The organism is Anaerolineae bacterium, assembly GCA_025062375.1.
In the GTDB taxonomy this organism is placed as follows: domain Bacteria; phylum Chloroflexota; class Anaerolineae; order SpSt-600; family SpSt-600; genus SpSt-600.
Genome location: JANXAG010000026.1, coordinates 1 through 26,815, shown reverse-complemented (window position 1 = coordinate 26,815; position 26,815 = coordinate 1). Strand labels below are relative to the sequence as shown.

23 protein-coding genes are annotated in these 26,815 nt (G+C 53.4%); 19 read left to right on the top strand and 4 right to left on the bottom strand.

Annotated features, from left to right (window positions below):
• From NZ653_07450 to NZ653_07410, 9 genes are all read left to right on the top strand, one after another.
• A partial coding sequence (locus NZ653_07450; GenBank protein ID MCS7286950.1) for a patatin-like phospholipase family protein occupies nt 1-1,013 on the top strand: 1,013 nt, incomplete at its 5' end.
• A gap of 24 nt (nt 1,014-1,037) precedes the next feature.
• Nucleotides 1,038-5,066: a DUF2298 domain-containing protein gene (locus NZ653_07445; GenBank protein ID MCS7286949.1), complete on the top strand. Its 4,029-nt coding sequence runs from the start codon at nt 1,038-1,040 to the stop codon at nt 5,064-5,066.
• A gap of 9 nt (nt 5,067-5,075) precedes the next feature.
• On the top strand, nt 5,076-5,552 hold the full coding sequence (locus NZ653_07440) for a CinA family protein (protein MCS7286948.1): 477 nt from the start codon (nt 5,076-5,078) through the stop codon (nt 5,550-5,552).
• Nucleotides 5,549-7,342, top strand: coding sequence for an ASKHA domain-containing protein (locus tag NZ653_07435; GenBank protein MCS7286947.1), 1,794 nt, complete (start codon nt 5,549-5,551; stop codon nt 7,340-7,342). Before NZ653_07440 ends, NZ653_07435 begins: the two co-directional genes overlap by 4 nt.
• 11 nt (nt 7,343-7,353) lie before the next feature.
• Complete coding sequence (locus NZ653_07430; protein MCS7286946.1) at nt 7,354-9,162, top strand: aldehyde ferredoxin oxidoreductase family protein; 1,809 nt, start codon at nt 7,354-7,356, stop codon at nt 9,160-9,162.
• A gap of 734 nt (nt 9,163-9,896) precedes the next feature.
• The gene (locus NZ653_07425; protein MCS7286945.1) at nt 9,897-10,142 is read left to right on the top strand and encodes a hypothetical protein; all 246 of its coding nucleotides are present in this window, start codon (nt 9,897-9,899) and stop codon (nt 10,140-10,142) included.
• A gap of 56 nt (nt 10,143-10,198) precedes the next feature.
• Nucleotides 10,199-11,188, top strand: a complete 990-nt coding sequence (gene gmd / locus NZ653_07420; GenBank protein MCS7286944.1) for a GDP-mannose 4,6-dehydratase — start codon at nt 10,199-10,201, stop codon at nt 11,186-11,188.
• An 11-nt stretch (nt 11,189-11,199) separates the two neighbouring features.
• Nucleotides 11,200-12,627 carry a phosphoglucomutase/phosphomannomutase family protein gene (locus NZ653_07415; GenBank protein ID MCS7286943.1) on the top strand — a complete coding sequence of 476 codons (1,428 nt, stop codon included), beginning with the start codon at nt 11,200-11,202 and terminating at the stop codon, nt 12,625-12,627.
• A gap of 20 nt (nt 12,628-12,647) precedes the next feature.
• Nucleotides 12,648-13,661 (top strand): D-2-hydroxyacid dehydrogenase, encoded by a 1,014-nt coding sequence (locus tag NZ653_07410; GenBank protein ID MCS7286942.1) that lies wholly within the window; start codon nt 12,648-12,650, stop codon nt 13,659-13,661.
• Here NZ653_07410 and NZ653_07405 read toward each other — a convergent pair.
• Nucleotides 13,655-14,554: a CPBP family intramembrane metalloprotease gene (locus tag NZ653_07405; protein MCS7286941.1), complete on the bottom strand. Its 900-nt coding sequence runs from the start codon at nt 14,552-14,554 to the stop codon at nt 13,655-13,657. The two genes, NZ653_07410 and NZ653_07405, sit on opposite strands and share 7 nt — an antisense overlap.
• A gap of 223 nt (nt 14,555-14,777) precedes the next feature.
• Here NZ653_07405 and NZ653_07400 point away from each other — a divergent pair, with 223 nt between their 5' ends.
• The 10 genes from NZ653_07400 to NZ653_07355 all read left to right on the top strand — a co-directional run bounded on the left by NZ653_07400 (nt 14,778) and on the right by NZ653_07355 (nt 21,885).
• A complete protein-coding gene (locus NZ653_07400) occupies nt 14,778-16,061 on the top strand; it encodes an ATP-binding protein (GenBank protein ID MCS7286940.1) in 1,284 nt (427 codons plus the stop codon).
• Between the two features lie 12 nt (nt 16,062-16,073).
• Nucleotides 16,074-16,556, top strand: a complete 483-nt coding sequence (locus NZ653_07395; GenBank protein ID MCS7286939.1) for an HIT domain-containing protein — start codon at nt 16,074-16,076, stop codon at nt 16,554-16,556.
• Nucleotides 16,553-17,083 carry an AmmeMemoRadiSam system protein A gene (amrA, locus tag NZ653_07390; GenBank protein ID MCS7286938.1) on the top strand — a complete coding sequence of 177 codons (531 nt, stop codon included), beginning with the start codon at nt 16,553-16,555 and terminating at the stop codon, nt 17,081-17,083. Before NZ653_07395 ends, amrA begins: the two co-directional genes overlap by 4 nt.
• 8 nt (nt 17,084-17,091) lie before the next feature.
• Nucleotides 17,092-17,457: a hydroxymethylglutaryl-CoA reductase gene (locus NZ653_07385; protein MCS7286937.1), complete on the top strand. Its 366-nt coding sequence runs from the start codon at nt 17,092-17,094 to the stop codon at nt 17,455-17,457.
• 8 nt (nt 17,458-17,465) lie between these two features.
• Nucleotides 17,466-18,311, top strand: coding sequence for a radical SAM protein (locus NZ653_07380; GenBank protein ID MCS7286936.1), 846 nt, complete (start codon nt 17,466-17,468; stop codon nt 18,309-18,311).
• Nucleotides 18,312-18,360: 49 nt separating this feature from the next.
• Nucleotides 18,361-18,735, top strand: coding sequence for a TraR/DksA C4-type zinc finger protein (locus NZ653_07375; protein ID MCS7286935.1), 375 nt, complete (start codon nt 18,361-18,363; stop codon nt 18,733-18,735).
• Between the two features lie 89 nt (nt 18,736-18,824).
• Nucleotides 18,825-19,403 (top strand): 2-oxoacid:acceptor oxidoreductase family protein, encoded by a 579-nt coding sequence (locus NZ653_07370; GenBank protein ID MCS7286934.1) that lies wholly within the window; start codon nt 18,825-18,827, stop codon nt 19,401-19,403.
• A gap of 1 nt (nt 19,404) precedes the next feature.
• Nucleotides 19,405-19,722 carry a 4Fe-4S binding protein gene (locus NZ653_07365; protein ID MCS7286933.1) on the top strand — a complete coding sequence of 106 codons (318 nt, stop codon included), beginning with the start codon at nt 19,405-19,407 and terminating at the stop codon, nt 19,720-19,722.
• A gap of 1 nt (nt 19,723) precedes the next feature.
• Nucleotides 19,724-20,926 carry a pyruvate ferredoxin oxidoreductase gene (gene porA / locus NZ653_07360; protein ID MCS7286932.1) on the top strand — a complete coding sequence of 401 codons (1,203 nt, stop codon included), beginning with the start codon at nt 19,724-19,726 and terminating at the stop codon, nt 20,924-20,926.
• 17 nt (nt 20,927-20,943) lie between these two features.
• The gene (locus tag NZ653_07355; protein MCS7286931.1) at nt 20,944-21,885 is read left to right on the top strand and encodes a thiamine pyrophosphate-dependent enzyme; all 942 of its coding nucleotides are present in this window, start codon (nt 20,944-20,946) and stop codon (nt 21,883-21,885) included.
• Nucleotides 21,886-21,954: 69 nt separating this feature from the next.
• Here the strand turns inward: NZ653_07355 and NZ653_07350 are convergent, their stop codons facing one another.
• From NZ653_07350 to NZ653_07340, 3 genes are all read right to left on the bottom strand, one after another.
• On the bottom strand, nt 21,955-23,196 hold the full coding sequence (locus NZ653_07350) for an MFS transporter (GenBank protein MCS7286930.1): 1,242 nt from the start codon (nt 23,194-23,196) through the stop codon (nt 21,955-21,957).
• Between the two features lie 120 nt (nt 23,197-23,316).
• Nucleotides 23,317-26,172, bottom strand: coding sequence for a C25 family cysteine peptidase (locus NZ653_07345; protein MCS7286929.1), 2,856 nt, complete (start codon nt 26,170-26,172; stop codon nt 23,317-23,319).
• A 58-nt stretch (nt 26,173-26,230) separates the two neighbouring features.
• On the bottom strand, nt 26,231-26,815 hold a 585-nt coding region (locus NZ653_07340; GenBank protein MCS7286928.1), incomplete at its 5' end, for a hypothetical protein.

Below are 26,815 nucleotides of genomic sequence, written 5' to 3'. Positions count from 1 at the left end.
GGGGATCCAGGGGGCGAAGCCCCCATCCCGGGGGTTTGGGGGTGCCCCCAAAACCTGATACTTTCCTTGAAGGGAAGGTAAAATTGACTGAAAGGCCGATAGCTTTTGTCCTGAGCGGAGGAGGAAACAGGGGAGCTCTGGAAGTTGGAGCCCTCCAGGCCCTCTTTGAGCATGGGATAAAGCCTGACATGCTGGTGGGGACCTCAGCCGGGGCCATGAACGCCGCTTTTATCGCCACCAACCCCTCTACTGAAGGAGCTTACAGACTCGGAGACCTTTGGAAAAGCATCCGTAAAGAAGATATTTTCCCGGGCAACAAGTTCACCATGTTCTGGCGCCTCATTACAGGCAAAGATAGCCTCTTCCCGAACGACCGCCTCCGCCGCCTGGTGGAAAAATATATCCCACCTGATAAAAAGCGTTTCGGCGATTTGAACGTTAAACTTTACATCACCGCCGCTAACCTCAACACCGCTACCCTTTACCTTTTCGGTGAAGACCCTGAGGCTCTGATAGCAGATGCAGTGATGGCCAGCGCCGCCCAGCCCATAACATTCCCCCCGGTGGAATACAACGGATGGCAGTTTGTGGACGGCGGAGTAGTGGCCAATGTTCCGATAGAAGTAGCCATAGAGAAAGGGGCAAGGGAAATTTACGCTATTGACGTCAGTTACGGTGGGCAGATAGAACCGAAGGTTCATGGCCTGGTGAACATAGGCCGGCGTTGCATCACCATGATGCTTTACGAACACCTTCTAGAAGACTTGGAAGATGCCGCCGCTAACCCCGAAATAACCCTCCACCACATCAAAATAACGGCTTTTTCGGGCCTTGACCCCTATGACTTTTCCAAAACAGCCGAAATGATAGCCACAGGCAAGCGCATCGCCGAAGAGTACCTCCGCTCGCCTGTGCCAGGGTATCGCCCTGAAATTCGCCCCGAAATGGTTATACCAACTCCGCCTGGTTCCCGTCCCTGGCGACGTAAAAGGAGAAAAACCTCTGGCCCATGAATGGTTTCTGGGGGTGAGAAGGCTTTGAAAGCCTTAAAGATTCTGTCAACTTTCTGGTTAATTTTAATCCTTGCGGTAAGCCTCGCCCTTCGCCTCTATAACATCAACTGGGATGAATTTCAGCATGCCCACCCTGATGAGCGCTGGATAACCATGGTGGCGGTGGAAATCAGCCCGCCCCAAGGTCTATCCGAAGCCTTTAACCCACGCCTTTCGCCTCTCAACCCCCTCTACGACCCTGAAGCGAAAGCTCCAAGGAACTTCGCCTATGGCCACCTGCCCCTTTACATCCTCACAACCCTGGCTTGGGGCCTCTCAGCCCTGGGGAAAACCTTCTTCCCAAATTCTCCTCTGGCCCTGCTCTCCTCTTACGACTACATAAACCTCCTGGGTAGAGTCCTTTCGGCTCTCTTTGATACCGGAACTGTTTACCTCGTTTATCTGACAGGGAAAAGGCTTTACGGGGAAAAAGTTGGGCTCTGGGCTGCCTCCTTCGTGGCCCTGACGGTTTCCCATATCCAGCTTGCTCATTACTATGCCTTTGATCCGATAGTGACTTTCTTTGTGGTCCTTTCCGTTTACTTTTCCATAAAACTGGCCCAGGAAGGTAGCTGGAAAGAAACACTGCTGGCGGGAAGTGCTGCCGGGCTGGCGATTTCCTCCAAATTTAGCGCCACCCCCGTTCTGGTAGCTGTTGCTTTAGCCTGCTTAATGACCTCCAGAAAGAGCTTAAAGCTTGGCCTTTTAATTCTATCGGCCCTGGCAGCTTTCTTGACCTTCGCTCTCACTTCGCCTTTTGCCCTGTTGGACTTCAAAGCCTACCTATTCCAGATTGGGGAACAGGGGGGAATGGTCCAGGGTAAACTTGATTTCCCCTACACCAGGCAATATCGGGGGACCATACCCTTCGTTTATCACATTGAGCAACAATTGCGCTGGGGGATGGGGTGGGCTTTGGGGCTGGCGAGCTTTGCCGGTTTTGCCTGGGCGATAGCCCGGCTAATGCGGAAGAAAACTTTCCCTGGCGAATCCGTAGCACTAGCCTGGGTCCTGCTTTACTTCCTCATCAACGGTTCCTTCATGGTCAAATTTATGCGCTACATGCTCCCGATTATTCCGTTCCTCTGCCTCTTCGGGGCCTCCTTTTTGGAACACCTTTCGGGGAAAATCCGCAGGCTGCCTCTTGCCATTATCGTCCTTGTGCCAACAGCTCTCTGGGCCCTGGCCTTTGTGAACGGAGTTTACGGCCAAACACACCCCTGGATCAAAGCCTCCCGCTGGATTTACCGAAACATCCCTCCCGGCTCCACGATCGCCGTAGAGCATTGGGACGATGAACTGCCCAAACCCCTCAGAGGTGAACCCTATCCTGGCTACAGGCATCTTGTCCTGCCTCTTTATGAAGAGGATACAGCCGAAAAATTTGCCCTCATAAAAGAAACCCTGCGCCAGGCCGATTACATAATCATCGCCAGCAACCGGCTCTACCGTTCAATTCCCCGTCTCCCCTTCCGATATCCCATGACCATTCGCTACTATGAGCTACTCTTTTCAGGGAAACTTGGCTTTGAAAAAGTGGCCGAATTCACCTCCTATCCTCGCCTCGGCCCCTGGGTCATTCCCGACGATGAAGCCGATGAAAGCTTTACCGTTTACGACCACCCCAAACCCATAATCTTCAGGAAAGTGCGGGATTTGACGGATGAAGAATGGGATAAACTTTTAGGGGGATTCTGGGAGGAAGCCATACCGGGCCACCTGGGAGGCCCTCCTGGGGAAAAGAGAAAGCCTTCCCTGCTTTTAAGCACTCCGGTGGATAAACTCCCCCTGGTGGATGATTACCGCTGGAACCGTCTTGCCTCTTCCAATCCTTTTATGGGAGCGATAACCTGGTGGCTTGCTATAGAAGTCGTTGGATTGGCGGCCTGGCCTTTGAGTTTCTTTCTTTTCCGCAGGATATACCTTAGGGGCTTCGCCTTTGCCAAGGGCCTGGGCTTACTGCTTCTGGCCTACGTTAACTGGCTTGGAGCGAGCCTTCGCTTCACCCAGAATACCACCACCACTATTGCAGCCCTCCTGCTCCTGATGGCTGCTGGAAACTTCTGGGTTTTCTGGAAAAACCGCTCCGAATTTTCCGAATTTTATCGGGAAAACCGCAGGGCCATTATCATGAACGAGCTTCTCTTCCTTGCCAGCTATCTTTCTTTCGTTTTCCTCCGCTTCCTGAACCCCGACCTTTGGCATCCGTGGAACGGCGGGGAGAAGCCCATGGAACTGGCCTTCCTCAACGCTATCCTCAAAAGCGCCTACTTCCCACCTTACGACCCTTACTACGCCGGGGGCTATATCAACTATTATTACTACGGCCTTTACATCGTCTCAGTGCTGGTCAAACTCACAGGAATAGCCCCGACAGTGGCTTTCAATCTGGCGATTCCCACCCTTTTTGCTCTTACCTTTACCGGAGCTTTCTCTCTCGGGTGCACGCTCGGTGGGAGGGTAAGTTCCGGGCTCCTGAGCGCTTCCCTTGTGACTCTGATGGGAAACCTGGCCCCCTTCGGCCAACTTCTGAGGAAGCTGATCGAGGGAGACCTTCAGCAAGCCTTCGTAGCCTTTGATTACTGGGCCCCGAGCCGGGTTATCCCCTACACTATAAATGAATTTCCCTTCTGGAGCTTTCTCTTTGCCGACCTCCACCCCCACGTGGTCGCTATGCCCCTGGATATCCTTTTCCTGGCTCTGGTCATGGAAACATTTCTAGCCGGGATTGAAGGCTGGCGCAGGAAAGAGCTTATTCTGGCACAGATCCTCACCTTAGGCACGGTGGCTGCGGTCAATACCTGGAACTTCCCAACTTTGGTAGCTATTGCTTTCTCTGCCCTGCTGCTTACCCTTTATCGGGAAATGAGATGGCGAGGGACGGGATTTCTTCCCCTTATTTCGCCCGTGCTGGCCCTTGTCCTTTTTTCCCCCTTCTTCCTTTCCTACAAACCCGTAAGCGCCGGCATAGGGATCGTCCGCCATCCGACCGGATGGGTGCCTTTTGTCACTTTCTGGGGTTTCTTCTTGGTAGCTTCAACCCTTGCCGGCTTCAGCTCGCTTTACCCGTGGAAGTTCCCAAGACGAAAGGTACTGGTAGTCATGCTGGGAGCAGCAGCCCTTGTTCTGGCTTTTAAACGCCTGTGGGCCCCACTGACCATCCTCCTGGCTCTTATCCCCTTCCTCATGGCACTACTCAATCGGGAAAAAACGCGCCAGGAAAGCTTCTCCTACCTTCTGGTGGTGGTGGGGTTCGCAGTGGTGATAGGGTGCGAGTTTTTCTACTTCAAAGATTTCCTCCAGGGGAGCGAGTATTACCGGATGAACACCGTCTTTAAGTTTTACGTCCAAGCCTGGGTTCTTCTGGGATTGGGATTAGCCTTTCCCTTCCAGGCTTTCCTGAGCTGGAGGCAGAAGGGATGGGAAGCCGCTAAAGCATTAACCCTTCTACTGCTGGTTTTATCCTTTGTTTTCCTCTTGCCCGGAACGGCAGCAAGGGTTCGCGATCGGTTCCCCAATGCCTCGCCTCCCCTTGGAACCCTGGACGGTATGGAATTCATGCGCTATGGTTCTTTCTTCTGGCCAGATGATAAACACCCTATTGATTTGCGCTACGATTACGAAGCCATCCGCTGGCTTTTGGAGCACGTTAGGGGCACACCAGTCCTGGCCGAAGCCCCCGTGGGATACTACCGGGAGTTCGGGGTGAGAGTCGCAAGCTTCACTGGCTTGCCTACCCTGCTGGGGATGCACCAGAGCGAGCAGCGCTACGGCGACCAGGTGGGGAAAAGGGCAGAAGAAGCCTGGCAGTTATTTGCCTCCACCGACTTAGGTTTAACCCTCAAACTTGTGAGGAAGCTCCGGATTGGTTATATTTACATTGGACAGTTGGAGAGGATCCTTTACTCCTCCGAGTCCCTGGCAAAATTTGATGCGCTGGCTCAGGAAGGCTGGCTTGAGGTGGTTTTCCGCAATGAAAGGACGGTGATTTATAAAACTTACATAGCCCAGTAAGGGGGCAAAATGCTGGAAAAAGAAGCAGGCGAACTTTTGAGAAAGCTTGGTTTAACCCTGGCCGTGGCTGAGTCCTGTACGGGCGGTCTCCTGGCTCACCGCATAACCAACGTTCCGGGAAGTTCCAGGTATTTTATAGGCGGAGTTGTAGCTTATTCAAACCAGGTAAAGAGCGCTCTCCTTCAGGTGAGCGAGGAAACCCTCAACACGAAGGGGGCTGTAAGCGAGGAGACAGCTATCCAGATGGCCAGGGGGGTGCGGGAACTCCTTAAAACCGATATCGGTATCGGGATAACCGGTATAGCAGGCCCGGGGGGGGGAACTCCCACAAAGCCCGTGGGGCTTGTATATGTAGCCCTTTCGGCCCCAGATTACGAGGAATGCCTTCAGCTTAAGTGGGAAGGCCATCGGATTCAGAACAAAAGGCTTTCCACTGAAGCAGCTCTGGAGTTGTTAATTAAATACCTGCGTCGGAGGGAAGGTTGACCGTAAAGGTGGAATTTGAACCCCTCGGGCGCGCGGGAGAGTTGACCGAACCGGTTACACTTTTAGAGATCGCCCGTGCCCTGGGGATTGCTCTCCTGGCCCCATGCGGTGGACAGGGTAAATGCGGCCGCTGCGTCATCCAAATTACCGAAGGGAAATTTTCCCCCCTCACCCCCGCCGATTACCGATTTCTCTCTCCAGAGCAGATCGCCCAGGGATACCGGTTGGCCTGCCAGGCCAAACCCCTATCCCACAGTCGCATCTTCATCCCTCCGGAGTCTCTTTCGGTTCCCCAGCGACTTCAGATCGAGGGACAGGAAATTCCAGTAGAACCCGAGCCAGGCTTGCGCACCTATCCCCTTTCCTTAACTCCGCCATCTCTGCAGGACCTTCGCCCTGATGCTGAACGGTTAATCCATGCCCTCAAAAGCCTTTACGGGATAGAAGCTTCCCTGGATTTCTCCCTCCTTCGGGAGTTACCGGAAAAGCTCCGGGCTGAGAACTGGCGAGGAAAAGCCGCAGTCCGCCAGAGCGAAGTCGTGGCCTTCCTTCCCTCGGAGGCTTTTCCCCTTGGGCTGGCTGTAGACCTGGGGACTACCAAAATCGCTACCTATCTGGTAAACCTTGAAAGTGGCAAAACGCTGGCTTTCCGTGGCCTTGTGAACCCCCAGATTTCTTACGGCGAGGACATTATCTCCCGGATAACTTACGCCTCCCAGAAGCCAGGAGGGGCGTCTGAGCTCCAGAAAGCTGTGGTGGAGGCTCTCAACAAAGCTGTTGCAGAAATGTGCGCCGACCTTAAAGCTCATCCTTCCTGGGTGGTTGAGGCCGTAATAGTGGGAAACACGGCTATGCACCACCTACTCCTGGGATTACCGGTACACCAGCTCGGATATGCTCCATACGTTCCCGCCGTGCAGGGGGCTCTGGAGGTAAAAGCGCGGGAGATTGGGCTCGAGCTGGCTCCAGGAGCGGTGGTCTACCTTCCCCCCCTTATTGCTGGATTCGTTGGGAGCGACCATGTGGCTGCTCTTCTGGCAGCCGGCTTCGGCCGGTCGGAAGGGCCTGCTCTTCTTCTGGATATAGGCACCAACACCGAAATATGCCTGGCTTTTAGAGGCAGGCTCATGAGCCTTTCCTGTGCCTCCGGCCCCGCCTTCGAAGGGGCACACATCACCTGCGGAATGCGAGCTTCCCCAGGAGCCATTGAAAGCCTAACCCTTGAAGATGACGAAGTAAAGTTCCAGACCATAGAAGGCTTGCCGCCCCTCGGCCTCTGTGGTTCGGGCATACTGGACGTGGTAGCCCAACTCCGAAAGGCCGGGGTGATTGACCCCACCGGACGGATGGGGCCACATCCCAGGGTCCGGAGAACGAACGGTCAACTTTCTTTCGTAATCAGCGAAGGAAGCCCGGAACATCCTACGATCCTTTTCACTCAGAAAGATGTGAGGGAAATTCAACTGGCCAAGGGGGCTATCCGCGCAGGCATTGAAGTGCTCCTGAGGGGAGCGAACCTTTCTCCGGAGGACCTTAAAGAAGTGATTCTAGCTGGAGCCTTTGGGACTTACCTCAGAACCGAGAGCGCCGTGGAAATCGGTATGCTCCCCAGGATACCGGCGGAACGCTTTCGTCAGATAGGGAACGCCGCTGGAGCGGGAGCCAGGGCTATGCTTATCTCCACCAGCATGCGAACGGATGCGGAAAAGCTGGCCCGGCGGGTTGAATATATAGAACTTGCCGCCGTGCCTGATTTTGCCGAACTTTTTGCCAGAGCAATGCTTCTTTGAGGAGGTGCTGTATGCCATACATTTACCATGGCCGATTGCTCTACGTTGACCTTGAGACCGGCTCCATTCAGGAAATTCCTGTGGAAGAGGAAGATGTGAGGAAATTCTTCATGGGGAGCGGGCTTGGGGCTGAGCTTTTCCGCCGAGATGAGGCCTACCGAAAACCTCCCCTTTCTCCCCAGAGCCCCCTCTACATCCTGGCCGGGCTGCTTACTGGCTCTTTTATCCCGACCGCATGCAAAACAAGCTTCTGCGCCCGTTCGCCCTTGACGGAAATCTGGTGCGAGGCTACTGTGGGGGGATACTTTGGAGCGATGCTGAGGTTTGCCGGATACGATGGGTTGATCTTTACCGGAAAAGCTGAAACCCCCCTTTACCTCTGGGTCACCGAAGGTAAAGCCGAACTGCGAGACGCCTCCCATCTATGGGGGCTTGATGTTTACCGAACGGCGGAAGCCATAAGGGCCGAAACTCACCCCAAAGCTCAAATAGCTGCCATTGGCCCTGCAGGCGAAAACCAGGTCTTCACTGCTTCTGTAATGATAGGAGGTCTTGACGGGAGGGCCGCTGGAAGAGGAGGCATGGGAGCTGTTATGGGCTCCAAGAACCTCAAGGCCGTAGCTGCCTTCGGGACTACCCGTCTCCGCTATTACGATGAGCCAGGCCTCAAGGAAGAAGTCCGGCAAGCCAATGCAAGGATAAAAGAGAACACCGTCGCTCTCAGCCTCTGGGGGACGGCAGGAGGAGTGCTGAGGGCGGAAGCCTATGGTGATTTTCCCCTCAAGAACTGGCGGGAAGGAAGCTGGCCAGAAGGAGCCGAGAAAATTTCCGGCCAGCGCATCCGAGAGACTATCTTCGTCAGGGATTACCGGTGTTTCGCCTGTCCCATCGCCTGTGGCAAGGATGTAAAGCTGAAAAGAGGCCATCAAGAAGTGATAGTATCAGGGCCGGAATACGAAACCGTGGCCGGATTCGGAGGAATGTGCCTCATAGACAACCTTGAGGCCATAGCCGAAGCCAATGACCTCTGTAACCGCCTGGGCCTTGATACTATTTCCGTTTCCTCAGCTATAGCTTTCGCCATTGAAGCCTTTGAAAGGGGGCTTCTGAGCGAAAAGGACACAGGAGGATACTCCCTCCGCTGGGGCGATCCGGAAGGGGTTCTGAGCCTTGTGGAGGATATAGCCTACCGCAGGGGATTGGGCGAACTACTGGCTATGGGCGTCAGGCGTGCTGCTGAGGCCTTAGGCCCCCAAGCCCAAGAGTTCGCCGTCCACGTCAAAGGCATGGAGGTGCCCTACCATGACCCCAGGGCTTTCACCGGCATGGCCCTTAACTATGCCACCGCTAATCGTGGAGCCTGCCACCTGGAATCCCTCACTTATTGGGTGGGCTATGGGGTAAGAATTGACGAACTTTACATCCCTGAAGATTATCACCCCCATTCCTCCCGGGGCAAGGCCAGGATGGTGGTGGATTTTCAGAACTACATGACCCTTTACAATGCTTTGGGTTTGTGCAAGTTTGCAGGAAGGGCAAACCTCCCACCCAGCCTTCTGGCCCGGTGGCTCAACCTTGCCCTGGGGTGGGAAATTACGGGAGAAGAACTGATGGCCACAGGAGAACGCCTTTTCAACCTTAAAAGGGCTTTGAATGTGGAAATGGGGATAACTCGGGCCGATGATACCCTTCCCGATCGCCTGCTGAAGGAACCAAGGCCCTCCGGTGGTGCAGCCGGAGTATTGCCTGAGCTTGAATCCATGCTGGAGGAATACTACCGCATTCGGAGGTGGGACGAGAAAGGAAAACCTATCTCTTGAAGTTGCAAAAAGATGCAAGCGGGAACTTCTGAGGCCCAAACGGGCCAGGATTCTGTTAACTTTAGCCTTTCTCGTAGCACTACTGCCCACTTCTATGTAGTAATGGGACGGAGCACCGCCTGGGCTGCTGCTCCCGGCCCTCGACACACCACCCGATAGCTACAGCCGGGAGAGCTCGAAGCCCGTCCAGCCGGTAGACATACCCTCCAGAAGCTAAATGCGGCTGAACCCGACTGTGGGGCAGACCTAGATTAGGAGGCTAAGGATATGCCAAGGGTGCAATGTCCAAAATGTGGGAATCGCAATGCTATATGCTCGTACCGGGACGTAGGTGGTGTTGAGTATTACGACGAATATACACTTTACTGCAAAGAGTGCGGTTACAGGGAGAGCCACATAGAGTACGGAGGATCTCCACTTTCTGCTAACTGGGGCACAAGATGCCCCTTTTGCGGTCAAGACTGGTTCTCTCACGAAAGTGTATTCATACCGGATAGTAACTCAAGGTGACTCAACACCTCTGCCGGCCCTCTCACAGTGTCTTTGCAAGATGGCTTAGGAAATTTCCTGACCTGGTAGGTTGGATTAGGAAAAGAGCCAGGAAGCCGGCCCTTTGTCCAGCTTCCCTATGACCTCTTCAAAGATGCGGGTAAAGTCAAGTAAAGAGCGCGCAGGCTTGCAGAGCCTTAGTTAGAGTGATATAATTGGGTTCACTAAAGGGAAGGGGACAGGCTATGGAAAACCAGCTGAAGGAAAAATTGGAATGCCTTGGGGCAGAAGAAATCAGCCTTATAGTGCATTTCAAGGGCGAACCTTCCATATGCTCCGCCCGCCTCAAGGAAATGGGGTTTGAAATAAAGCGGGAATTTTCCCTCCTCAAAGCTTTCGCTGTAAAAGGTAAGGCTTCCGATGCTTTAAAGCTCTGGGACGAGCCATGGGTGGAAGCCGTTGAGGAGGATAAACCGTTGAAGATCCTCTAAGCAAGGGGGACGCAGGACGCTGCGCCCTTTGTGATAACTTTGAAGGGAGGTAAAAATTGGGGAAGAAGAAAGCTTTGATCACCGGAATAACCGGACAGGACGGCTCATATCTGGCTGAATTCCTCCTGGAAAAAGGCTACGAAGTTATCGGGATGGTCAGACGCACCAGCACCGTAAACTTTTCCCGCATAAGTCACATTCAGGACCAGATCACCCTTGTTTCCGGTGACCTCCTGGACCAGAGTTCCCTCATTTATATCCTGGAGAAATACCAGCCCGATGAGGTTTACAACCTGGCAGCCCAATCTTTCGTCCCCACCTCCTTTGAGCAACCTGTTTTTACCGGGGAGGTCACCGCCCTGGGGGTTACCCGCCTCCTGGAGGCGATACGGATCGTTAATCCCAAGATTAAATTTTATCAGGCCAGCTCCTCTGAAATGTTCGGCAAAGCGCGCGAGGTTCCTCAGAACGAGAACACACCTTTTTACCCTCGCAGTCCTTACGGCGTGGCCAAGCTCTATGCTCATTGGATTACGGTAAATTACCGCGAAAGCTACGGGATTTTCGCCTGCTCTGGCATTCTTTTCAACCACGAAAGCCCCCGCCGCGGCCTGGAGTTTGTCACCCGCAAGGTAACCTACAATGCAGCCAAGATAAAGCTTGGCCTGGCCGAAGAACTGCGCCTTGGCAACCTGGATGCCCGAAGGGACTGGGGCTTTGCTGGAGATTATGTCAAAGCGATGTGGCTCATGCTCCAGCAGCCTGAGCCCGACGACTACGTGGTGGGGACAGGGGAAACTCACTCGGTAAGGGAGCTTTGCGAACTGGCCTTCGGGTATCTCGGCCTCGATTGGAAAAAGTATGTGGTTCAGGACCCTGCCCTTTTCCGGCCGGCAGATGTGGACCTCCTGGTAGCAGATGCCACAAAGGCCCGGACCAAGCTTGGATGGAAGCCCACTGTAACCTTTGAAGAGCTCATCAAAATGATGGTGGATGCAGACCTGGAACTGGTCAAGAAACAAATGGCCGAAGGCAAAGTCTTTTAGGAGGTCAACCTATGGAGATACGCTTCGGCACCGATGGGTGGCGAGGGACTATTGCTGAGGATTTCACCTTTGACAATGTGAGGCGGTGCGCTCAGGGTTTCGCCCGCTACCTCCTGGATAAAGGTCTGGCCGAAAAAGGGGTAGTTATAGGATACGATAGGCGCTTTGCCTCTGAACATTTTGCCTCGGCAGCCGCAGAAGTTATGGCTGCCCACGGAATTAAAAGCTATCTTACCAGAGAAGCCACCCCAACCCCGGTTATAAGCTTCAGTGTGGTGGCCGTTGGTGCTGGGGGCGGGATAAACATCACCGCCAGCCATAACCCCCCTCTGGATAATGGTTTTAAAGTGCGCGACCATAGAGGTGCAGCCGTTGACCCCGAGGGCCTCAGGGAGATTGAGGCTCGCATCCCCCCTGTTTCTGAAGTCAAAAGGATCCCGCTGGAAGAAGCTCTGGCCAAAGGACTTGTGGAGGTTTTCGACCCCAGCCAGGCTTACCTTGAGCACATAAGCAGGCTTGTGGATTTTGAACCAATAAAAAACGCTGGCCTTCTTGTGGTGCACGACGCCATGTATGGCAATGGGGCCGGATGGCTGGAGAGAATCCTCACCGGAGGGACCACCAGGGTCATCAGCATAAGAACCGAACGCAACCCCCTTTTCCCTGGGATGAAGCGCCCTGAACCAATCCCGCCCAATATACAGGCCTGCCAAGACAAAGTCAGAGAATTAAAGGCCGATGCGGGCATCATAAACGATGGCGATGCCGACCGCATAGGCATCGTGGATGAGAACGGCAATTTCCTGAACCAGCTCCAGGTTTACGGACTTCTGGCTCTGTACCTTCTAGAAGTGCGGGGATGGCGGGGGCCTATTATCAAGACCCTTTCCACCACTTCCATGCTGGACCTTCTGGGAAAGATTTATGGAGTCCCCGTCTACCACACCGGTGTTGGCTTCAAATACGTGGCCCCCAAAATGCTGGAGTTAGATGCCATGGTAGGGGGAGAAGAAAGTGGTGGTTACGCCTTCAAAGGCAATGTTCCGGAAAGAGATGGCATCCTTGCTCCCCTTTTCTTCCTGGACTTCATGGTCAGAACCGGGAAAAAACCTTCGCAGCTTCTGGAGCATCTCTACGAAGTGGTAGGTGCAAGGTTCTATTACGATCGCATTGACCTCTCTTTCCCTCCGGAGAAGCGAGAACCCACCAAAGCCCGCATAGAAGCGGCCAGGCCTTCAGCCATTGCAGGCATTAAAGTTACGGGAATTGACACAACTGATGGTTACAAATACAACCTGGAAGACGGGGGCTGGCTCCTCATCCGTTTCTCGGGGACCGAACCCGTAATCCGCTTTTACTGCGAAACCACCTATGGGGATAGAGTGCGGGAAATCCTGGAGGAAGGCATAAAACTGGCCGGCCTTTCCCCCGAAGGGTAACTTTCAAGCGAGGACAATCCATGGAGCAAATAAAAGTCTTGAGCGTTTTGAATCTGAGCGAGGAAAACCTGGAAACTCTGCGCAAAGTTTCTCCACGCCTTGAGGTAAACCAGGTTACATGCCGTAATCCCACGGAAATGAAGCCCCTTTTAGAGGATGTGGAAATCCTCTACACCATCTGGTTCCCTTTTGACCCCGCTGAAGTAGCCCCAAGGCTCAAATGGATTCAGTTATCCACTGCTGGAGTTGACCACCTTCTGGATTCACCCGTGATGAAAAGCCAGGTCATCATAACAACCACCAGTGGGATCCATGCGGTCCCCATTGCGGAATATGTTTTTGCCACAATGCTCTTTCTTGTGAAGAGATTGCCACTGGCTCTGGAATACCAAAAGCGTCGGGAATGGCCCTCTTATTCCAATCAGGTCTTGATTTCCGAAGAACTACGGGATAAGACCATCGGGATCGTTGGTTACGGAAGCATAGGGAGAGAGGTGGCAAGGCTTGCCAGGGCCTTCGGGATGACAGTCTTTGCCACCAAGCGGCATGTTGAAATTAACACCGATAAAGGCTACAGGCTACCCGGAGTAGGAGATCCAGAAGGGACCCTAGTGGACAGGCTCTATCCCAATTCCAGTCTACGGGAAATGATTTCCCTCTGCGACTTTGTAGTAATAGCAGCCCCTCTTACCCCAGAGACATATCACATGATCGGCCCCGAGGAACTGGCGGCCATGAAGCCCTCCGCCTATTTAATCAACATAGCCAGAGGGGCAATTGTGGATGAGACTGCTCTGGTGGAGGCACTGCGAACGGGAAAAATAGCTGGTGCTGCTCTGGACGTTTTCGAAAAGGAACCATTACCCCCCGAAAGCCCCCTCTGGGATCTTCCCAACGTCATCCTGACCCCCCACGTTTCGGCGGTAACTCCCAGATACAACGATAGAGCTACCGCCCTCTTCGCCGAAAACCTCCGCCGTTACCTGGAAGGAAAGGAACTCCTCAATGTAGTAGATAAGACCTTAGGCTACTGAGACCGTTCCGGCTTGCCCCACAAGTAAATGGCTAAATTCGCCAGGGCCATGGCAATTAGCCCTGCAGCACCCGTTATCCCCACTGTTAGGTCGTTTCCGCCTCTGATGAAGAGCAGGCTAATACCAGCAGTGCCGTTCAAGGAGCCGTGCATCAAAGTGGCTGCCAGGACGGATTTGGATTTAAGCCTGATGTAACCGATTATAGGGGAAAGAAAGAGGCAGAACAGGCACATCATGAGAACGCCCGGAACCGGGTGCTGGGGATAGTTATGTCCCCTGAGTATAATAGGGGCATGCCATAGCCCCCAGATCAGGCCGATCAGAGCCTGGGATTTCCAGAACCCCAGCGGCAAGAGTTCTCCGAAGAGGAGTCCCCTCCACCCCAGCTCCTCACCGAAGGCCGCCAGGGCGTTTATCGTGGCGCCCGCCAGAAGCCCCTGGATAATTCCACTCAAAATTGCAACCCAGAGGGGAGTGGCGGCAAGCTGAGCTTTCAGGGCTTCCAACTGCTCCGGCGGAAGGTCCCTTGCGTAAGCCATCATCCTCTCAACGAGCCCGCTCATATCGGCGGAAAAACTCACTCCGGGGAAAGCCAGGCTTATCCCCGCCGAAGCCAGAGCCAGAACAGGTGGAAGGAACCACGCCACCAGGAACCACTGGTTTAGAGAGAAAGAAATGCCGAGAGGTTTCTTCAAGGATTCCCGGTAAATCCATTTCTGCACCGCAATTGCAACAGTGGCCGGCACCCACATGTAAACGATACCCATCAAAAAAGCCTTAAATCCCCCACCTATCCATTTCCCCCCGAGGGCGAAATATAGCTCAATTATCGCCCAGCTGATGGAGATGGTGAGCAATACGAAAACAAACGCTTTACGGTAACTTTTTTCCATAGCTCGCCTCCTGAATTGCCCGGGCTCCGGGCGTTTTTAAGCCTTGTGAATTATAGCCTGACCTCCTAGGTAGCGGGAAATCCGAGGTTCTATCTGAAAAGCAAGGGAACCAGCTGATCGCTCATCCCTGAAATCATTACCCTCACGATTTTTGCCCACTGTTTGCCATTTAAAACCCCGTATGGTATACTTTCCATGCAAGTTTGCCCTTTTAAGGAGGATTATGGAGGAAAGTGGAAGCTTTTCCTTTTTCCCATCGCCTCCGCGTTCAATAAGGGATACCGGGCTTAATCTGGGGCTTCTTGTGGATTTAACCCTTAAATTTCTATACCTGGAAGGCTTTATGACGGGTGCCCAGATAGCTGATGCCCTTGCCCTTCCTTTTACCGGAGTGGTAGATAAGGTGCTGGAATTTATCAGACGAGAGCATTTGTGCGAGGTAAGAGGGAGCAAATCGGTAAGCGAGCGGGCTTTTGAATACGTGATCACCGAAAAGGGGAGCGACAAGGCTAAAGAGGCCATGGAACGTTCCCAATATGTGGGACCGGCTCCGGTGCCTCTGGAAGAATACAGGAAGGCGATAAAAGCACAGCCCCTTTCTGCTCACCCAATAACGCCTGAAAAGCTCCGGCAAGCCCTATCCCACTTGGTGCTGGGGGAAGATATCCTGCGTCAACTCGGCCCAGCTGTAACCATGGGCCATTCCCTCTTCCTCTACGGCCCCCCTGGTAATGGCAAGACAGCCATATCCGAATCTATTGGCAAACTGATCTCGGAGGCTTCCCTGTTCATCCCTTACGCGGTAGAAGTGAATGGTCACATTATAAAAGTCTTTGATAACCTCAACCACAAGCTTGTGGTCCAGGGTGCTGAGGAATTGATTCAATATGATCGGCGCTGGCTCCTCATTCATCGGCCCTTTATAACCGTGGGTGGAGAGTTGACCCTGGAAAACCTTGACCTTGTTTACAATGAAATAACCAAATACTATGAGGCACCCCTTCAGATGAAAGCCAACGGTGGAATGCTCCTCATAGATGACTTTGGCCGGCAACAGGCCCGGCCTCAGGATATCCTCAACCGCTGGATTGTCCCTCTGGAAAGGAGGGTTGATTACCTCAGCCTTCACACAGGCCTTAAAATTGAAATACCCTTTGAAGTCTTTGTGGTTTTCTCCACCAACCTCCCCCCTTCTCAGCTTGTGGACGAAGCTTTTTTAAGGAGGATAAGGTATAAAGTGGAGCTCAGAAACCCAACCTTTGATGAATATCGCCAGATTTTCCGGAGAGAGTGCGAGTTGAAAGGCATCCCTTACGATGATAGTGCCCTGGTTTACCTCTTGAAGGAACACTATATAAAGCAAAAGGTGCCTCTGAGAGCCTGTCATCCGAGGGACCTTCTGGAGCAGCTTATGTCCATAGCCCGTTACACTAACAGGCCAGTTCGCCTTACCAAAGAACTCATCGATGAAGCCTGGTCGGCCTATTACCTTTCCATCCACAAGTAGGAGAAAAGGCCCATGAAAAGGCTGTGGAGCCCGTGGAGGATAAAGTACATTCTCTCGCCCAAACCCAAGAATTGCGTTCTGTGCGAAAAGATGAGCGACCATCGCGACCGGGAAAACTACATTCTCTACCGGAGTTCAAGAGGATGCATAATGCTCAACCTTTACCCTTACAACAGCGGCCACCTTATGGTGGTCCCTCTTAAGCATGTGCCCAGCCTTGAGCAACTGAGCCAGGAGGAACTTCTGGACCTCATGAACCTCACTGTGAAGGGGATAGAGGCCCTCCAGGGGGCCTTTAAGCCAGAAGGCTTCAACATTGGGGTAAATATCGGGAAAGCAGCCGGGGCAGGGATTGTGGACCATGTCCACATCCACATTGTCCCCCGCTGGGAAGGAGATACCAATTTCATGGCAGTCATAGCTGAAACAAAGGTCATTCCAGAACTTCTGGATCAGACTTACGATAGGCTTATTGAGTATTTTAAGGAGAAGTGAGGATGGCTCACCCGCTGGTGGAGCTTGCCCGCAGGACTATTGAGGCGTATATAAAGGAGGGGAAAATTATAGAGCCTCCGAAGGAATTGACTCCGGAGATGAGGGAAAAGGCAGGAGTTTTCGTCTCCATCCACAAACACGGGGAACTGCGTGGGTGCATAGGAACTATTGAACCAACCCAGCCTAATGTAGCTATGGAGATAATCCAGAACGCCATAAGCGCCGCCACCAGAGACCCTCGTTTCCCTCCAGTGAGACCTGAGGAGTTGCCCGATCTGGAAATAAAAGTAGATGTTCTCTCACCCCCTGAGCCCGTTTCCAGCCCGGAAGAGCTAGATCCCAAACGTTATGGCCTTATAGTTCAGTCCCTCAAGCATCCCTGGAAAAGGGGACTGCTCCTGCCCGATCTTCCCGGAATAGACACAGTGGAGAAGCAAATTTACTGGACCCGGGTGCACAAAGCTGGGATCACGGATCCAAAAGAGCCGGTCCAGATGTTCAGATTTGAGGTCAAAAGATATACATAGGAGGGGAAATGCCTTACGTACCTCCTGCTTTGCTCAAACGCTTATACATCAAGGGAAGCCTCAGCAACACCGAAGAGGGTTTTACCTTCAAGCTCAAAAATACCCTCGCCCCTGGTACTATTATCGCTTTCAAGGGCATAGATGTGGATGGTAAGCCCTGTCCTCTGGAAAGCATTTACCTTGTAACCCCCACAGCGGAGAGGCTGGCAGCAGAGGTAGGGGCTAAGAATCCCTTCCCCCTTCAAATTAACCAGGAAATAACGATGGCGGTGAAAGGGGTGAAACTGGAGCCCGGCCGCCACACCATTACCATTAAAGTGAGCACAAAAGAGGTGGGGGATCTGGAGATACCGGTGGAGGATGAAATTTGTTAAGAGGGCTCTTGCAGAGGGCCTGGGAGGTAAGAAGGACCTGTTTCCCTCCGAAAATTTACTTCGATTATCCCTCCCGAACCTTAGCTTTAAGCGTAACAGGCAAATATTGCGCTCTCAATTGTGATCACTGTGGGGGCTATTACCTGGCTTCCATGAAGCCTGTGGAAGAAGCCCACCGTTATCTTGGCTTTGCATCTAGCTTTCTCATCTCCGGGGGGTGCGATCACACCGGCAAAGTGCCCGTTCTGGCGAAGCTGGAGGAGATAAAAGCTATTGCTCCCGGCCACCGACTGAACTGGCACGTAGGCTTTATAACCGAGGAGGAAGCTCTGGCTATTGCCCCATATGTTAATGTGGTCTCCTTTGACTTTGTGGGGGATGATGAAACCATTGCTCGGGTTTACCATTTGAAGAAAACGGTTCGGGATTATATGGAAACATACCGAATGCTCCGGAAACATTTCAAGGTGATTCCCCACATAACCATAGGGCTGGACGGAGGTGCAACGGGTCATGAGCGTAAAGCTCTGAAGCTCTTAGCCGGTGAAGGGGTTGAGGGTCTGGTGTTTATCGTTTTTATACCCACACCGAATACTCCCTATGCTTTCAGGTCTCCTCCACCTCCCGAAGAGGTGGCTTCCATTCTGGCTGAAGCGCGCCTTCTTTTTCCTGAGACCCCCTTAGCTTTGGGTTGCATGCGTCCTCATGGGAGCTACAGGAAGGAGCTTGACCCTCTGGCGGTCATGGCTGGGGTTAACCGCATTGTCAATCCATCCTACGAGGGCGTGCAGAAGGCCCTGGAGCTCGGCCTTGCCATAGAAAGAACCTCAGAGTGCTGTGCTCTTGACCTCTGAGGGGGATTTGTTGTATCATTGTGGGCCGAAAAATCCTACGGAGGAGATAATGGCAGGAACGGTAAATCTGGAAAGGGAGAAAGCTCGCCTTCTTCAAGAAAAGGCGGAAATTGAGGGAGAACTGGAGAAGCTGAAGGAGAGCCTGAGAAGCGAAATTGAGATTGATATAAACGGCCTCTCTCCTGACCTTTACGAACGTGATAAAACCATTGCGCTTATAGAAAGTCTGGAATTTCGCCTTGTCTCTATAGAAAGGGCTCTCAGGGCCATAGAGAGGGGAACTTATGGGATCTGTGAGCGCTGTGGAGTACCGATAGATCCTGCGCGCCTTGAGGCCAGACCCGACGCCACCCTCTGCCTCAGGTGTCAGGAAGAAGTGGAAAGGCTTCTCAAACGCAGGAAAATTGAAAGGGAGCTATTTTGACAAAAAATTTTTACTTTGCTAAAATTAGCACGAATGATAGCCCAAGGGGAGGGGGGGTCCCCCCTTTATTTTTGCCCTGGAGGTGAAAGATGAAGGGGATGGTGGAAATACGCTGGCATGGGCGGGGAGGTCAGGGAGTGGTCACTGCTGGAGAAATCCTGGCCGAAGCGGCCATGGAGGAAGGAAAATACTTCCAGGCCTTCCCTGATTACGGCCCCGAAAGGATGGGAGCTCCTGTAAAGTCCTACACACGCATAAGCGATTCCCCTATTGAAATTCACTCTCAGATAACTTCCCCTGACATTGTGGTGGTGATAGACCCCACTTTGCTTGGCGTGGTGAACGTGGCTGAGGGGTTGAAGGATGGAGGGACCCTTGTCCTGAATACAAGTCTTTCCCCTCAGGAAGTAAAACAGAAGTTAGGCCTCGAAGGCAAGCCTGTTAAAATCTTTACTGTAGATGCTTCCCAGATTGCTATCAAGCACTTTGGCCGCAATATCCCCAACACACCGATGTTGGGGGCACTGGTGAAAGCCACAGGGCTTGTTTCACTGGAAAGCATAATCCGCCTTACGGAGGAAAGATTAGGCACAAAAGTGACGGAAGAAATAATCCAGGCTAACATTCAGGCCATAAAAGAAGCTTACGAATCCGTGAGGGAGGGCTAAAATGGCTAAACTCAAGGGCTGGAAAGAGTTGCCCATAGGGGCAGTTGTATTAGAGCCAGGAAGCAGCGCCGAAAACAAAACCGGGACCTGGCGCAGCCAGCGTCCAGTTCGGGATGAAGAGAAGTGCACCCATTGTATGATCTGCTGGGTTTACTGCCCGGATTCAGCTGTAATTGTGAAGGATGGAAAAGTGCAGGGTTTTGACTACGATTACTGCAAGGGATGCGGGATCTGCGCCCACGAGTGCCCGGTCAAAGTAGAAGCCCATGCCATAACAGGAAAGCCGGGCAAGGTTATTCAGATGGTAGGGGAGGTGTGAGATGGCGGCCAAACAGATTTTAAAGGCTCTCGATGGAGCCAAGGCGGTGGCTGAAGCAATGCGCCAGATAGAACCCGATGTGGTGGCTGCTTATCCCATAACTCCTCAAACGGAAATTGTGCAGACCTTTTCTCAGTTTGTAGCCGATGGCCTTGTGAATACCGAATTCATCCCTGCCGAATCGGAGCATGCTGCCATGAGCGCCTGCATCGGAGCTGCCGCCGCTGGTGCCAGGGTTATGACGGCCACAGCAGCTAATGGCCTTGCCCTGATGTGGGAAACCCTTTATATCGCTGCTTCAATGCGGCTGCCAATCGTTATGAGTGTGGTCAACAGAGCTCTTTCGGCTCCCCTCAACATCCACTGCGATCACTCCGACTCCATGGGGGCAAGGGATTCCGGGTGGATCCACATCTTTTCCGAAAATCCCCAGGAAGCTTACGATAACACCATTCAGGCCGTCCGCATCGCCGAGCATCCCGATGTCCTGCTTCCGGTAATGTCCATGCAGGATGGGTTCATAACTGGGCATGGGCTGGAAAGGGTAGAGGTGCTGGAAGACAGGGCTGTCAAGGAGTTTGTGGGAGAGTATAAGCCTCTTTATTCCCTTTTAGATATTGATGAGCCCAAGACTTTCGGAGCCTGGGCTTTCTACGATTACTATTTTGAGTTCAAGCGCCAGCAAACGGAGGCTTTGTCGAAAGTTCCTCAGGTGGTAAAAGAGGTGGGCAGAGAGTATGGGGAGCTATCTGGCCGCTACTATGACCTCTTCTCGGCTTACGAGCTGGACGATGCAGAGGTAGCTATTGTTGTTCTGGCTTCCACTGCGGGAACAACACGAACGGTGGTGCGGAAACTCCGCCGGGAAGGGGTGAAAGTAGGTCTTCTCAAGCCCAGGCTCTACAGACCTTTCCCAGGCAAAGAGCTGGTGGAGGCCCTCCGGCATGTAAAAGTCATAGGAGTCATGGACCGCTCCGTGGCTTTCGGTTCTATTGAGGGATGCGGCCCCCTGTTCCTGGACCTTTGTGCTTCTTTCTACACTTACGGCAACGGGAAAGGGCCACAAATTGTGGATTACATCTTCGGGCTCGGTGGCCGCGACATCCTTCCGGATCAGATTGAAGGTGTAATCAGGGAGTTGCTCCGCATTGCCGAAACGGGGGAAGTCCCTCAGAGGGTAGGCTATGTGGGTCTAAGGGAATAAGCGAAGGAGGGGATAATATGGCAGTGGAAACGAGGATAAATCTGAAGGAACTGGCGAGTAAACCTGAGAAATTTGCTCCCGGCCACAGGCTTTGCTCTGGCTGTGCCGAGGGGATAATTGTGCGGCAGATTTTAAGCGCTATTGACGACCCAGTGGTAGTTGCCACCGCTACCGGTTGTCTGGAGGTTGCTACTTCTCTCTATCCCAGCACGGCCTGGCGTGTTCCGTGGATCCACAACGCTTTTGAGAATGCTGCTACCACAGCCGCTGGGGCTGAGGCCGCCTACAGGGCTCTGGTCCGTAAGGGGAAGCTGCCTGATCGCAATATCAAGTTTCTGGTCTTTGGTGGAGATGGGGCTACTTACGATATTGGTCTGCAGTGGATTTCAGGAGCTTTTGAACGCGGGCACCGTATCGTGTATATCTGTTTGAACAATGAGGCTTACATGAACACGGGCATCCAACGGTCCAGTGCTACCCCTACCGGGGCCCACACAACGACTTCTCCAGCGGGAGAGGTTATTCCGGGCAAAATCCAGTGGCGGAAGCCTATAACGGAAATAATGGCTGCCCACAACATTCCCTATGTAGCCCAAGCTTCTCCGAGCCACTGGCGAGATCTGATGATAAAGGTGCGCAAGGCCGTAGCAGCCGATGGCCCTTCTTTCTTGAACATCTTCGCCGACTGCAACCGCGGCTGGCGTCATGATACTGCCACGGCTATTGAGATTTCCAGGTTAGCGGTAGAGACCTGTTACTGGCCTCTATTTGAGGTGGAGAACGGGGTATGGAAGCTCAATTACAAGCCTAAGGAGAAGAAGCCTATAGAGGAGTGGCTCAAACTGCAGGGGCGGTTCCGTCATCTCTTTCAGCCCAAGTTCCGCCACCTCATTGATGAAATCCAGGCCAGGATAGACCAGGAGTGGGAGAAGCTCCTGGAACGCTGTGGTGAAAAGTGAAGTTTTTCGGGGCCCCTCGTATAGGAGCAGGGGCCCTTTTTATTTTCCCTCTCAAAGGGATGGGAAGCTTCAACCTAGCTCCTGTGAAAGGCGCTCCGTCCGACCGAAAAGAGCGAAGGTCAGCAGCGCAGCGAAAAGATAGGTGGCCCCTGTGGTCAGGAAGAGGGGTGAGAAGCCGAAGCTACGCTGGATGAAACCGCTGATGCCGGGGCCAATGCTTTGACCTATTGAATAAGCCACTCCGATCATAGCCCCAACGGTTCCCCGCTCTTCATCCCGTACGCGCTCCATAGCAAAGGCAGTGTAAAGGGGGCCGGCCATGTTCATCAGTATTGCCCGCAGCCAGAAAGCTCCGATGGCCACGGAGAGTATGGGCACGAATCCCAGCATTAGTAGGAAAGGGAGAGAAGCGAGCTGGGTGAAGACTACAGTGCGGATTTTGCCCCATCGTTCTGCCAGAACTGGAGCCAGAAGTGTGGCCGCTCCCATTAGTAACTGGGCAACGGCGAAAATCAGTCCCAGAAAGCTATCGGAGATGCGGAATCGCTGCTTGAAAAAGATGTTGAGGTAGGGGATAAGCAGCCCTGCTCCCAGAGCGATGATCAGTTCTGGGATCAAGAGAGCCATCACGTCCCGCCGGAAAGGTAAATCTTGCAGGGAGAAAGTTTTAACGGACTGGTCTGTTCTGGCTGCGGGTCTTTCCTGGATCATCAGTAGGGGGATCAGGGCGAAAACCATTATCCCTTCAGCGCTCAGGAGGGTAGCGCGGTATGCTGTCACGCTTTCGGGGTGGACCCGTAACAGGTAGCTGAACAGGGTGGGTAGGGAGCCGCCGAGGGCGCTGCCCAGGAAGCCCATCAGCAACGATAGGCCGGAGTGCAAGCTGAAGAGAGTTGGGCGTTCATCTTCAGAGGCGTTTTCGGCCATGAAGGCTGGCCCGGCTGCCATGTAAAGGGCATTACCTGCGCCGTACAAGGCCGCTGCGAGCATTAGAGGCCAATCTTTTGGCGAGAGAACCAGGAGCAGGGTTCCGGGGATAGAGAGAATAGCTCCCAGAACCATTGCCTGCTTTCTGCCCAGTCGGTCCACCAGGATACCCATTGGCAGGCCGAAGGATAGGGCAGTGAGGCTCATTGTAGACATAAGCAGCCCTAGGAAGGCCTGGTCGTTGCCGCGTGCCAGGATGAAGAGGTTCAGAAGCAGCATGAAGATTCCGCTTCCTAATGCAACGATGGAAACAGTCAGGAGAAAGAGTTTGGCATTGCGGCTTAAACCGGCGATCCGGCGAAACTGACGGGCAAAGGGGCCCATATCCTTCCCTCGTCTTTTAAAATTTTTAGCAAGTCATGAGAAATTTTAACAGGAGTTTTAATTTTGTCAAAATTGGAGGTAGTTCTCTGAGGCTTTGCCTGGGTCAAATCGGGGTTATTGTTATCTTGTTCCAGTGTGGTTGCGCATTACTAATGGCAGGTAATTGGCCTCTTTCCATGGAACGATGGTTCTGTTCCAGCGCAGGGCGGGGTCACCCAGTAGGGTATAGGTATCCAGCATGTCCTGGTAGGTTCTGGTCGGAAGGAGGTTCAATTTTCCTGCCAGCGTAGCTTCCCCAATAGTGGAGACCATTTCCCTGAAGACAGCGCGGAAGAAGCCTTCGGAAAGGAGTTTATGGCCCGCCCCTAGGCTCAATCCCGTCGGCCCCCAAGAGGTCACCGCTCCCGAATCGGGCCGCAAGATCAGTTCTTCATCTAATGTCGGTTCCGGGCGATGGAATGCACTGGTGAAACAGGTCATTTCGGCCAGGATGGGGTAACGACGGAAGTTGCGGAGGGTAGAAAGATCGCTTAGATGGAAAATTTGCTCTATGGCCCACTGGTGCCAGGAAGAGTGGCCGAAGTATTGGATGAGGAAAGTTCCCCGGTTCCAGTCGTTCAGGATGGCGGAGCGCAGGGCCGGGGCTTCGGAGGAACATGTGCCCCGGGGACAGTAACGCCGGGTCACAGTGAAAGGCGCTTTCACCCAAGTGGCGGCATTATCGGAGAAAGCATGAAAGTCTCCTGCCGGGTCTGGATCATCAGCGACTAATAGCACATTTGAGTTCCATCCACCGGGAAAGGGTCGGGTCTCGTAATCTACGATTTTCTGGAGGACGGCACGGGCATCACCGGGGCTTTTTACCGGCAGTCGTCCGATAAGTAAATCCGGGAGGTTATCGTTGCCATCCACGCATGCGTAGCGGTTATCGGCAGCGGTCTCACCTCCCCAGGGGTCCACATCCGCCAAATACGGGGGAATAAAGGTGGGAGGAGATTCGGGGCGGTATTGTCTAGGGTCGTAGGAACCATCGCCTACCAGTAGGATGTAAACGGGGCGAGGGGACCAGTTGCGGTAGGCATCGGCAATAAAGCGGCGAATGGTTTCAGGATCTGGTCGGCCATCGCCGTAAGCGTCATATATGCCCAGGACGTTGACGACGGCCACTGTGAGGCCCTGGGTTCGACGCAGTTCTATCAGAGGACTTAGGGCATCGGCGAAGGCAGGATGAGTGATGATGAGGTAGTCTGCACCGGTAATTTCACCTGAAGTGGGGAAGCTCCACAGGCTTTCCCGCAGGCGGATACGGTCGGGGGTGCGGATGGCTCCCTCGGAGGCGATCAGGTAGCGGTAAGGGGTGCCTCCTGGAGGGCCTGCCAGGGTGATACGGTGCCCATTTACCTGGAAATCGGTGAGCCGGACGGGGCGGAACGGGTCGGTTATGTCATAGGCCCGGTATGGGCCTGGGGCTTCCAGGGCGATTGAGTAGGCCTGACCTGAGGCTGTAAAGTTCCGCAAGACAAGGGGGATGTAGATTTTATGGGGCATGAAAGGGGGTGTTCCGCCTGGGGAAAGGATGGGGGAGCCAAAGATTACAGTGTTTCCGAAAGGTTCCAGGCTACGGGCGTAGTGGATAGCGAAGGCATCCAGCCAGGCGCCAGAATGGGATTGCGGGGTTATGGACAGGATGTTATCTCTGTTCCGGAGTATGGAAGGAGATATTGGTAAGGTAGCAGTGATGCTGGTTTTGCCGTTCCATGTTATCTGGCCGATGGCTGTGCCATTGAGGCTGATGTTCCAACGGTGTTCCCCACTGGTGTGGCCGATCGCCCAGATGATCAGGGTGGCCGGGTGGTTTGAATTTACGGCTGGAAGGAAAAAGGGGTAGTTGACTGGATTGGTTCCAGGTCCGACCAGGTAATCCCATGTCCATCGGTCGCCATTTCTGGCTACAGGGATTCCGGGGGTAAAGCGGTCGGGCATATATAACTGGTTTTTTTCAAAGGTTTCCTCTACCCAGACAGTGCCCATGGGCATATTTGCCGGGCTGGCGGGGCGAGAGGCAATGGTAAAGCCCGGGGTTTCGCCAGCTTCCAGTCGGTAAACATCCTTAGAAGTCCAGCGGCTGAAGCGAGGCTCAGCGTAGAACAAGATGGATTCACCGGGTTCAAAGATTGCGTCATTATCTCCTTCCCATTCATAGGCTACCTCTTTATTGCCCTGGAACAGGCGCAGGTTTGCAGGGTTGACTTCGGCGAACCCAAAGGGTTGCAGGTCCTCGTATTTAAGCCGGTAGAGGCCGGGGTGGCTTATTTCCAGAAAGGCTTCAGGCGAGCGGCTCCGAAGCTGGATTTCTGTTCCGGTGATCCGGGCTGGGGGAAAGGCCGGAACCACGTCCTGTGGGTTGAGAACAGCACGAGGTATTGCTTTCAGGATGGGGTCATCTGCTGGGGTTTTCAGGGGATAGAGAAGTTTTCCTTCCCAGATCACTTCTGCCCGGATAAAGCGGTAGATCTGAAGGTGGTTATCGTAAGGTAAGGCAGGGTAAAAAGTAAGGCGGGCAAGGCGAACACCCCGCATGATCCCGAGATTTTCCAGAACAATAGGCGCAGGGGGGAGCGGAAGTGGTTTGGTGGTTTCAAAAAGAAAAGTTTCGGGAAAGCCCGCCTGGTCCAGCAGAACTCTATCAGGCTTGGGGGCAACGGGGAGAGAACCAGGTAGTGTTCTGGTTATAAATTCAGAGGAGAGGATGCGCAGAGAAGGGGTTACACCTGGAGGAACAGCGAGCAGAGTGGAGGTGTAAGGAAGGCGCGGCAGCCCCGGTTGTTCAATGACCGGGTAATTTCCTGCTTTGAGCTGCACCGTTCCATCAGGCTGGAGCTGGATTTCCACCTGGGGAGGAGTCCATTCTATGACAATAGAGCTTCCCTGATCATTTGCACTGGCTTTAATTTGCGGTGGACCGATGGCCACCATCAGCAGTGATATTAAGGTGCAGAGCAGAAGAAACCGCTGACCGGACATGGGGATAGTCTTAATGTTTCAGCACCAGCGGCAGGTAAATCCGGTATGGCAGAACCATCGCACCCACCATCGCTTTAACTGGTCCGTGAAGGGTTTCCCGACCTGAGGTATCTACGTCTGCAAGCCAGTACCACCAGGTGCCGTCATAAGGCACGGTGTCGGTATAGACGTATTTTGCGCCGCCGCCACGAGCGTTTGAAGGCACGAAAGCGATCCTTTCCGCCCTTGCAAAGGCGTCAACCGATGCCCGGTATATATTGAAGCCGAAGTTGTCTATCTCTACTGCCGTCTCCCACTCCAGCCAGACATTCCGCCCAACCACTCTGACCACCCGGAAGTTGAGCAGTTCCACCGCCGTCGGGATGTTAACGATGGTTTCTTCATCATCGCTTTCGGGTACCGGGTTGTTGTAGATATCTAACGCGTCAACCACGACCACACTGTTCACTGTGGTGGTAATATCGCGGACGACCCTGAAGACGGTGGTGATGAGGAAAGATTCACCCGGGGCCAGATTCCGCCCGAAGCCATAGGGCGCCGGACCCGTCAGGTCGTACCAGGTCAGAAGGCCGTCGTCGGCAGGCTCGTTGGGGTA

What these genes read in the sequence shown, in the direction of transcription:
- NZ653_07410 (MCS7286942.1), top strand. Translation starts at nt 12,648, where the DNA reads ATGGAGCAAATAAAAGTCTTGAGCGTTTTGAATCTGAGCGAGGAAAAC.
- NZ653_07355 (MCS7286931.1), top strand. Translation starts at nt 20,944, where the DNA reads ATGGCAGTGGAAACGAGGATAAATCTGAAGGAACTGGCGAGTAAACCT.
- NZ653_07440 (MCS7286948.1), top strand. Translation starts at nt 5,076, where the DNA reads ATGCTGGAAAAAGAAGCAGGCGAACTTTTGAGAAAGCTTGGTTTAACC.
- NZ653_07375 (MCS7286935.1), top strand. Translation starts at nt 18,361, where the DNA reads ATGGCAGGAACGGTAAATCTGGAAAGGGAGAAAGCTCGCCTTCTTCAA.
- NZ653_07350 (MCS7286930.1), bottom strand. Translation starts at nt 23,196, where the DNA reads ATGGGCCCCTTTGCCCGTCAGTTTCGCCGGATCGCCGGTTTAAGCCGC.
- NZ653_07405 (MCS7286941.1), bottom strand. Translation starts at nt 14,554, where the DNA reads ATGGAAAAAAGTTACCGTAAAGCGTTTGTTTTCGTATTGCTCACCATC.
- NZ653_07430 (MCS7286946.1), top strand. Translation starts at nt 7,354, where the DNA reads ATGCCATACATTTACCATGGCCGATTGCTCTACGTTGACCTTGAGACC.
- NZ653_07345 (MCS7286929.1), bottom strand. Translation starts at nt 26,172, where the DNA reads ATGGTGGCCATCGGTCCACCGCAAATTAAAGCCAGTGCAAATGATCAG.
- NZ653_07395 (MCS7286939.1), top strand. Translation starts at nt 16,074, where the DNA reads ATGAAAAGGCTGTGGAGCCCGTGGAGGATAAAGTACATTCTCTCGCCC.
- NZ653_07425 (MCS7286945.1), top strand. Translation starts at nt 9,897, where the DNA reads ATGGAAAACCAGCTGAAGGAAAAATTGGAATGCCTTGGGGCAGAAGAA.
- NZ653_07365 (MCS7286933.1), top strand. Translation starts at nt 19,405, where the DNA reads ATGGCTAAACTCAAGGGCTGGAAAGAGTTGCCCATAGGGGCAGTTGTA.
- NZ653_07400 (MCS7286940.1), top strand. Translation starts at nt 14,778, where the DNA reads ATGGAGGAAAGTGGAAGCTTTTCCTTTTTCCCATCGCCTCCGCGTTCA.
- porA (MCS7286932.1), top strand. Translation starts at nt 19,724, where the DNA reads ATGGCGGCCAAACAGATTTTAAAGGCTCTCGATGGAGCCAAGGCGGTG.
- NZ653_07370 (MCS7286934.1), top strand. Translation starts at nt 18,825, where the DNA reads ATGAAGGGGATGGTGGAAATACGCTGGCATGGGCGGGGAGGTCAGGGA.
- NZ653_07385 (MCS7286937.1), top strand. Translation starts at nt 17,092, where the DNA reads ATGCCTTACGTACCTCCTGCTTTGCTCAAACGCTTATACATCAAGGGA.
- NZ653_07415 (MCS7286943.1), top strand. Translation starts at nt 11,200, where the DNA reads ATGGAGATACGCTTCGGCACCGATGGGTGGCGAGGGACTATTGCTGAG.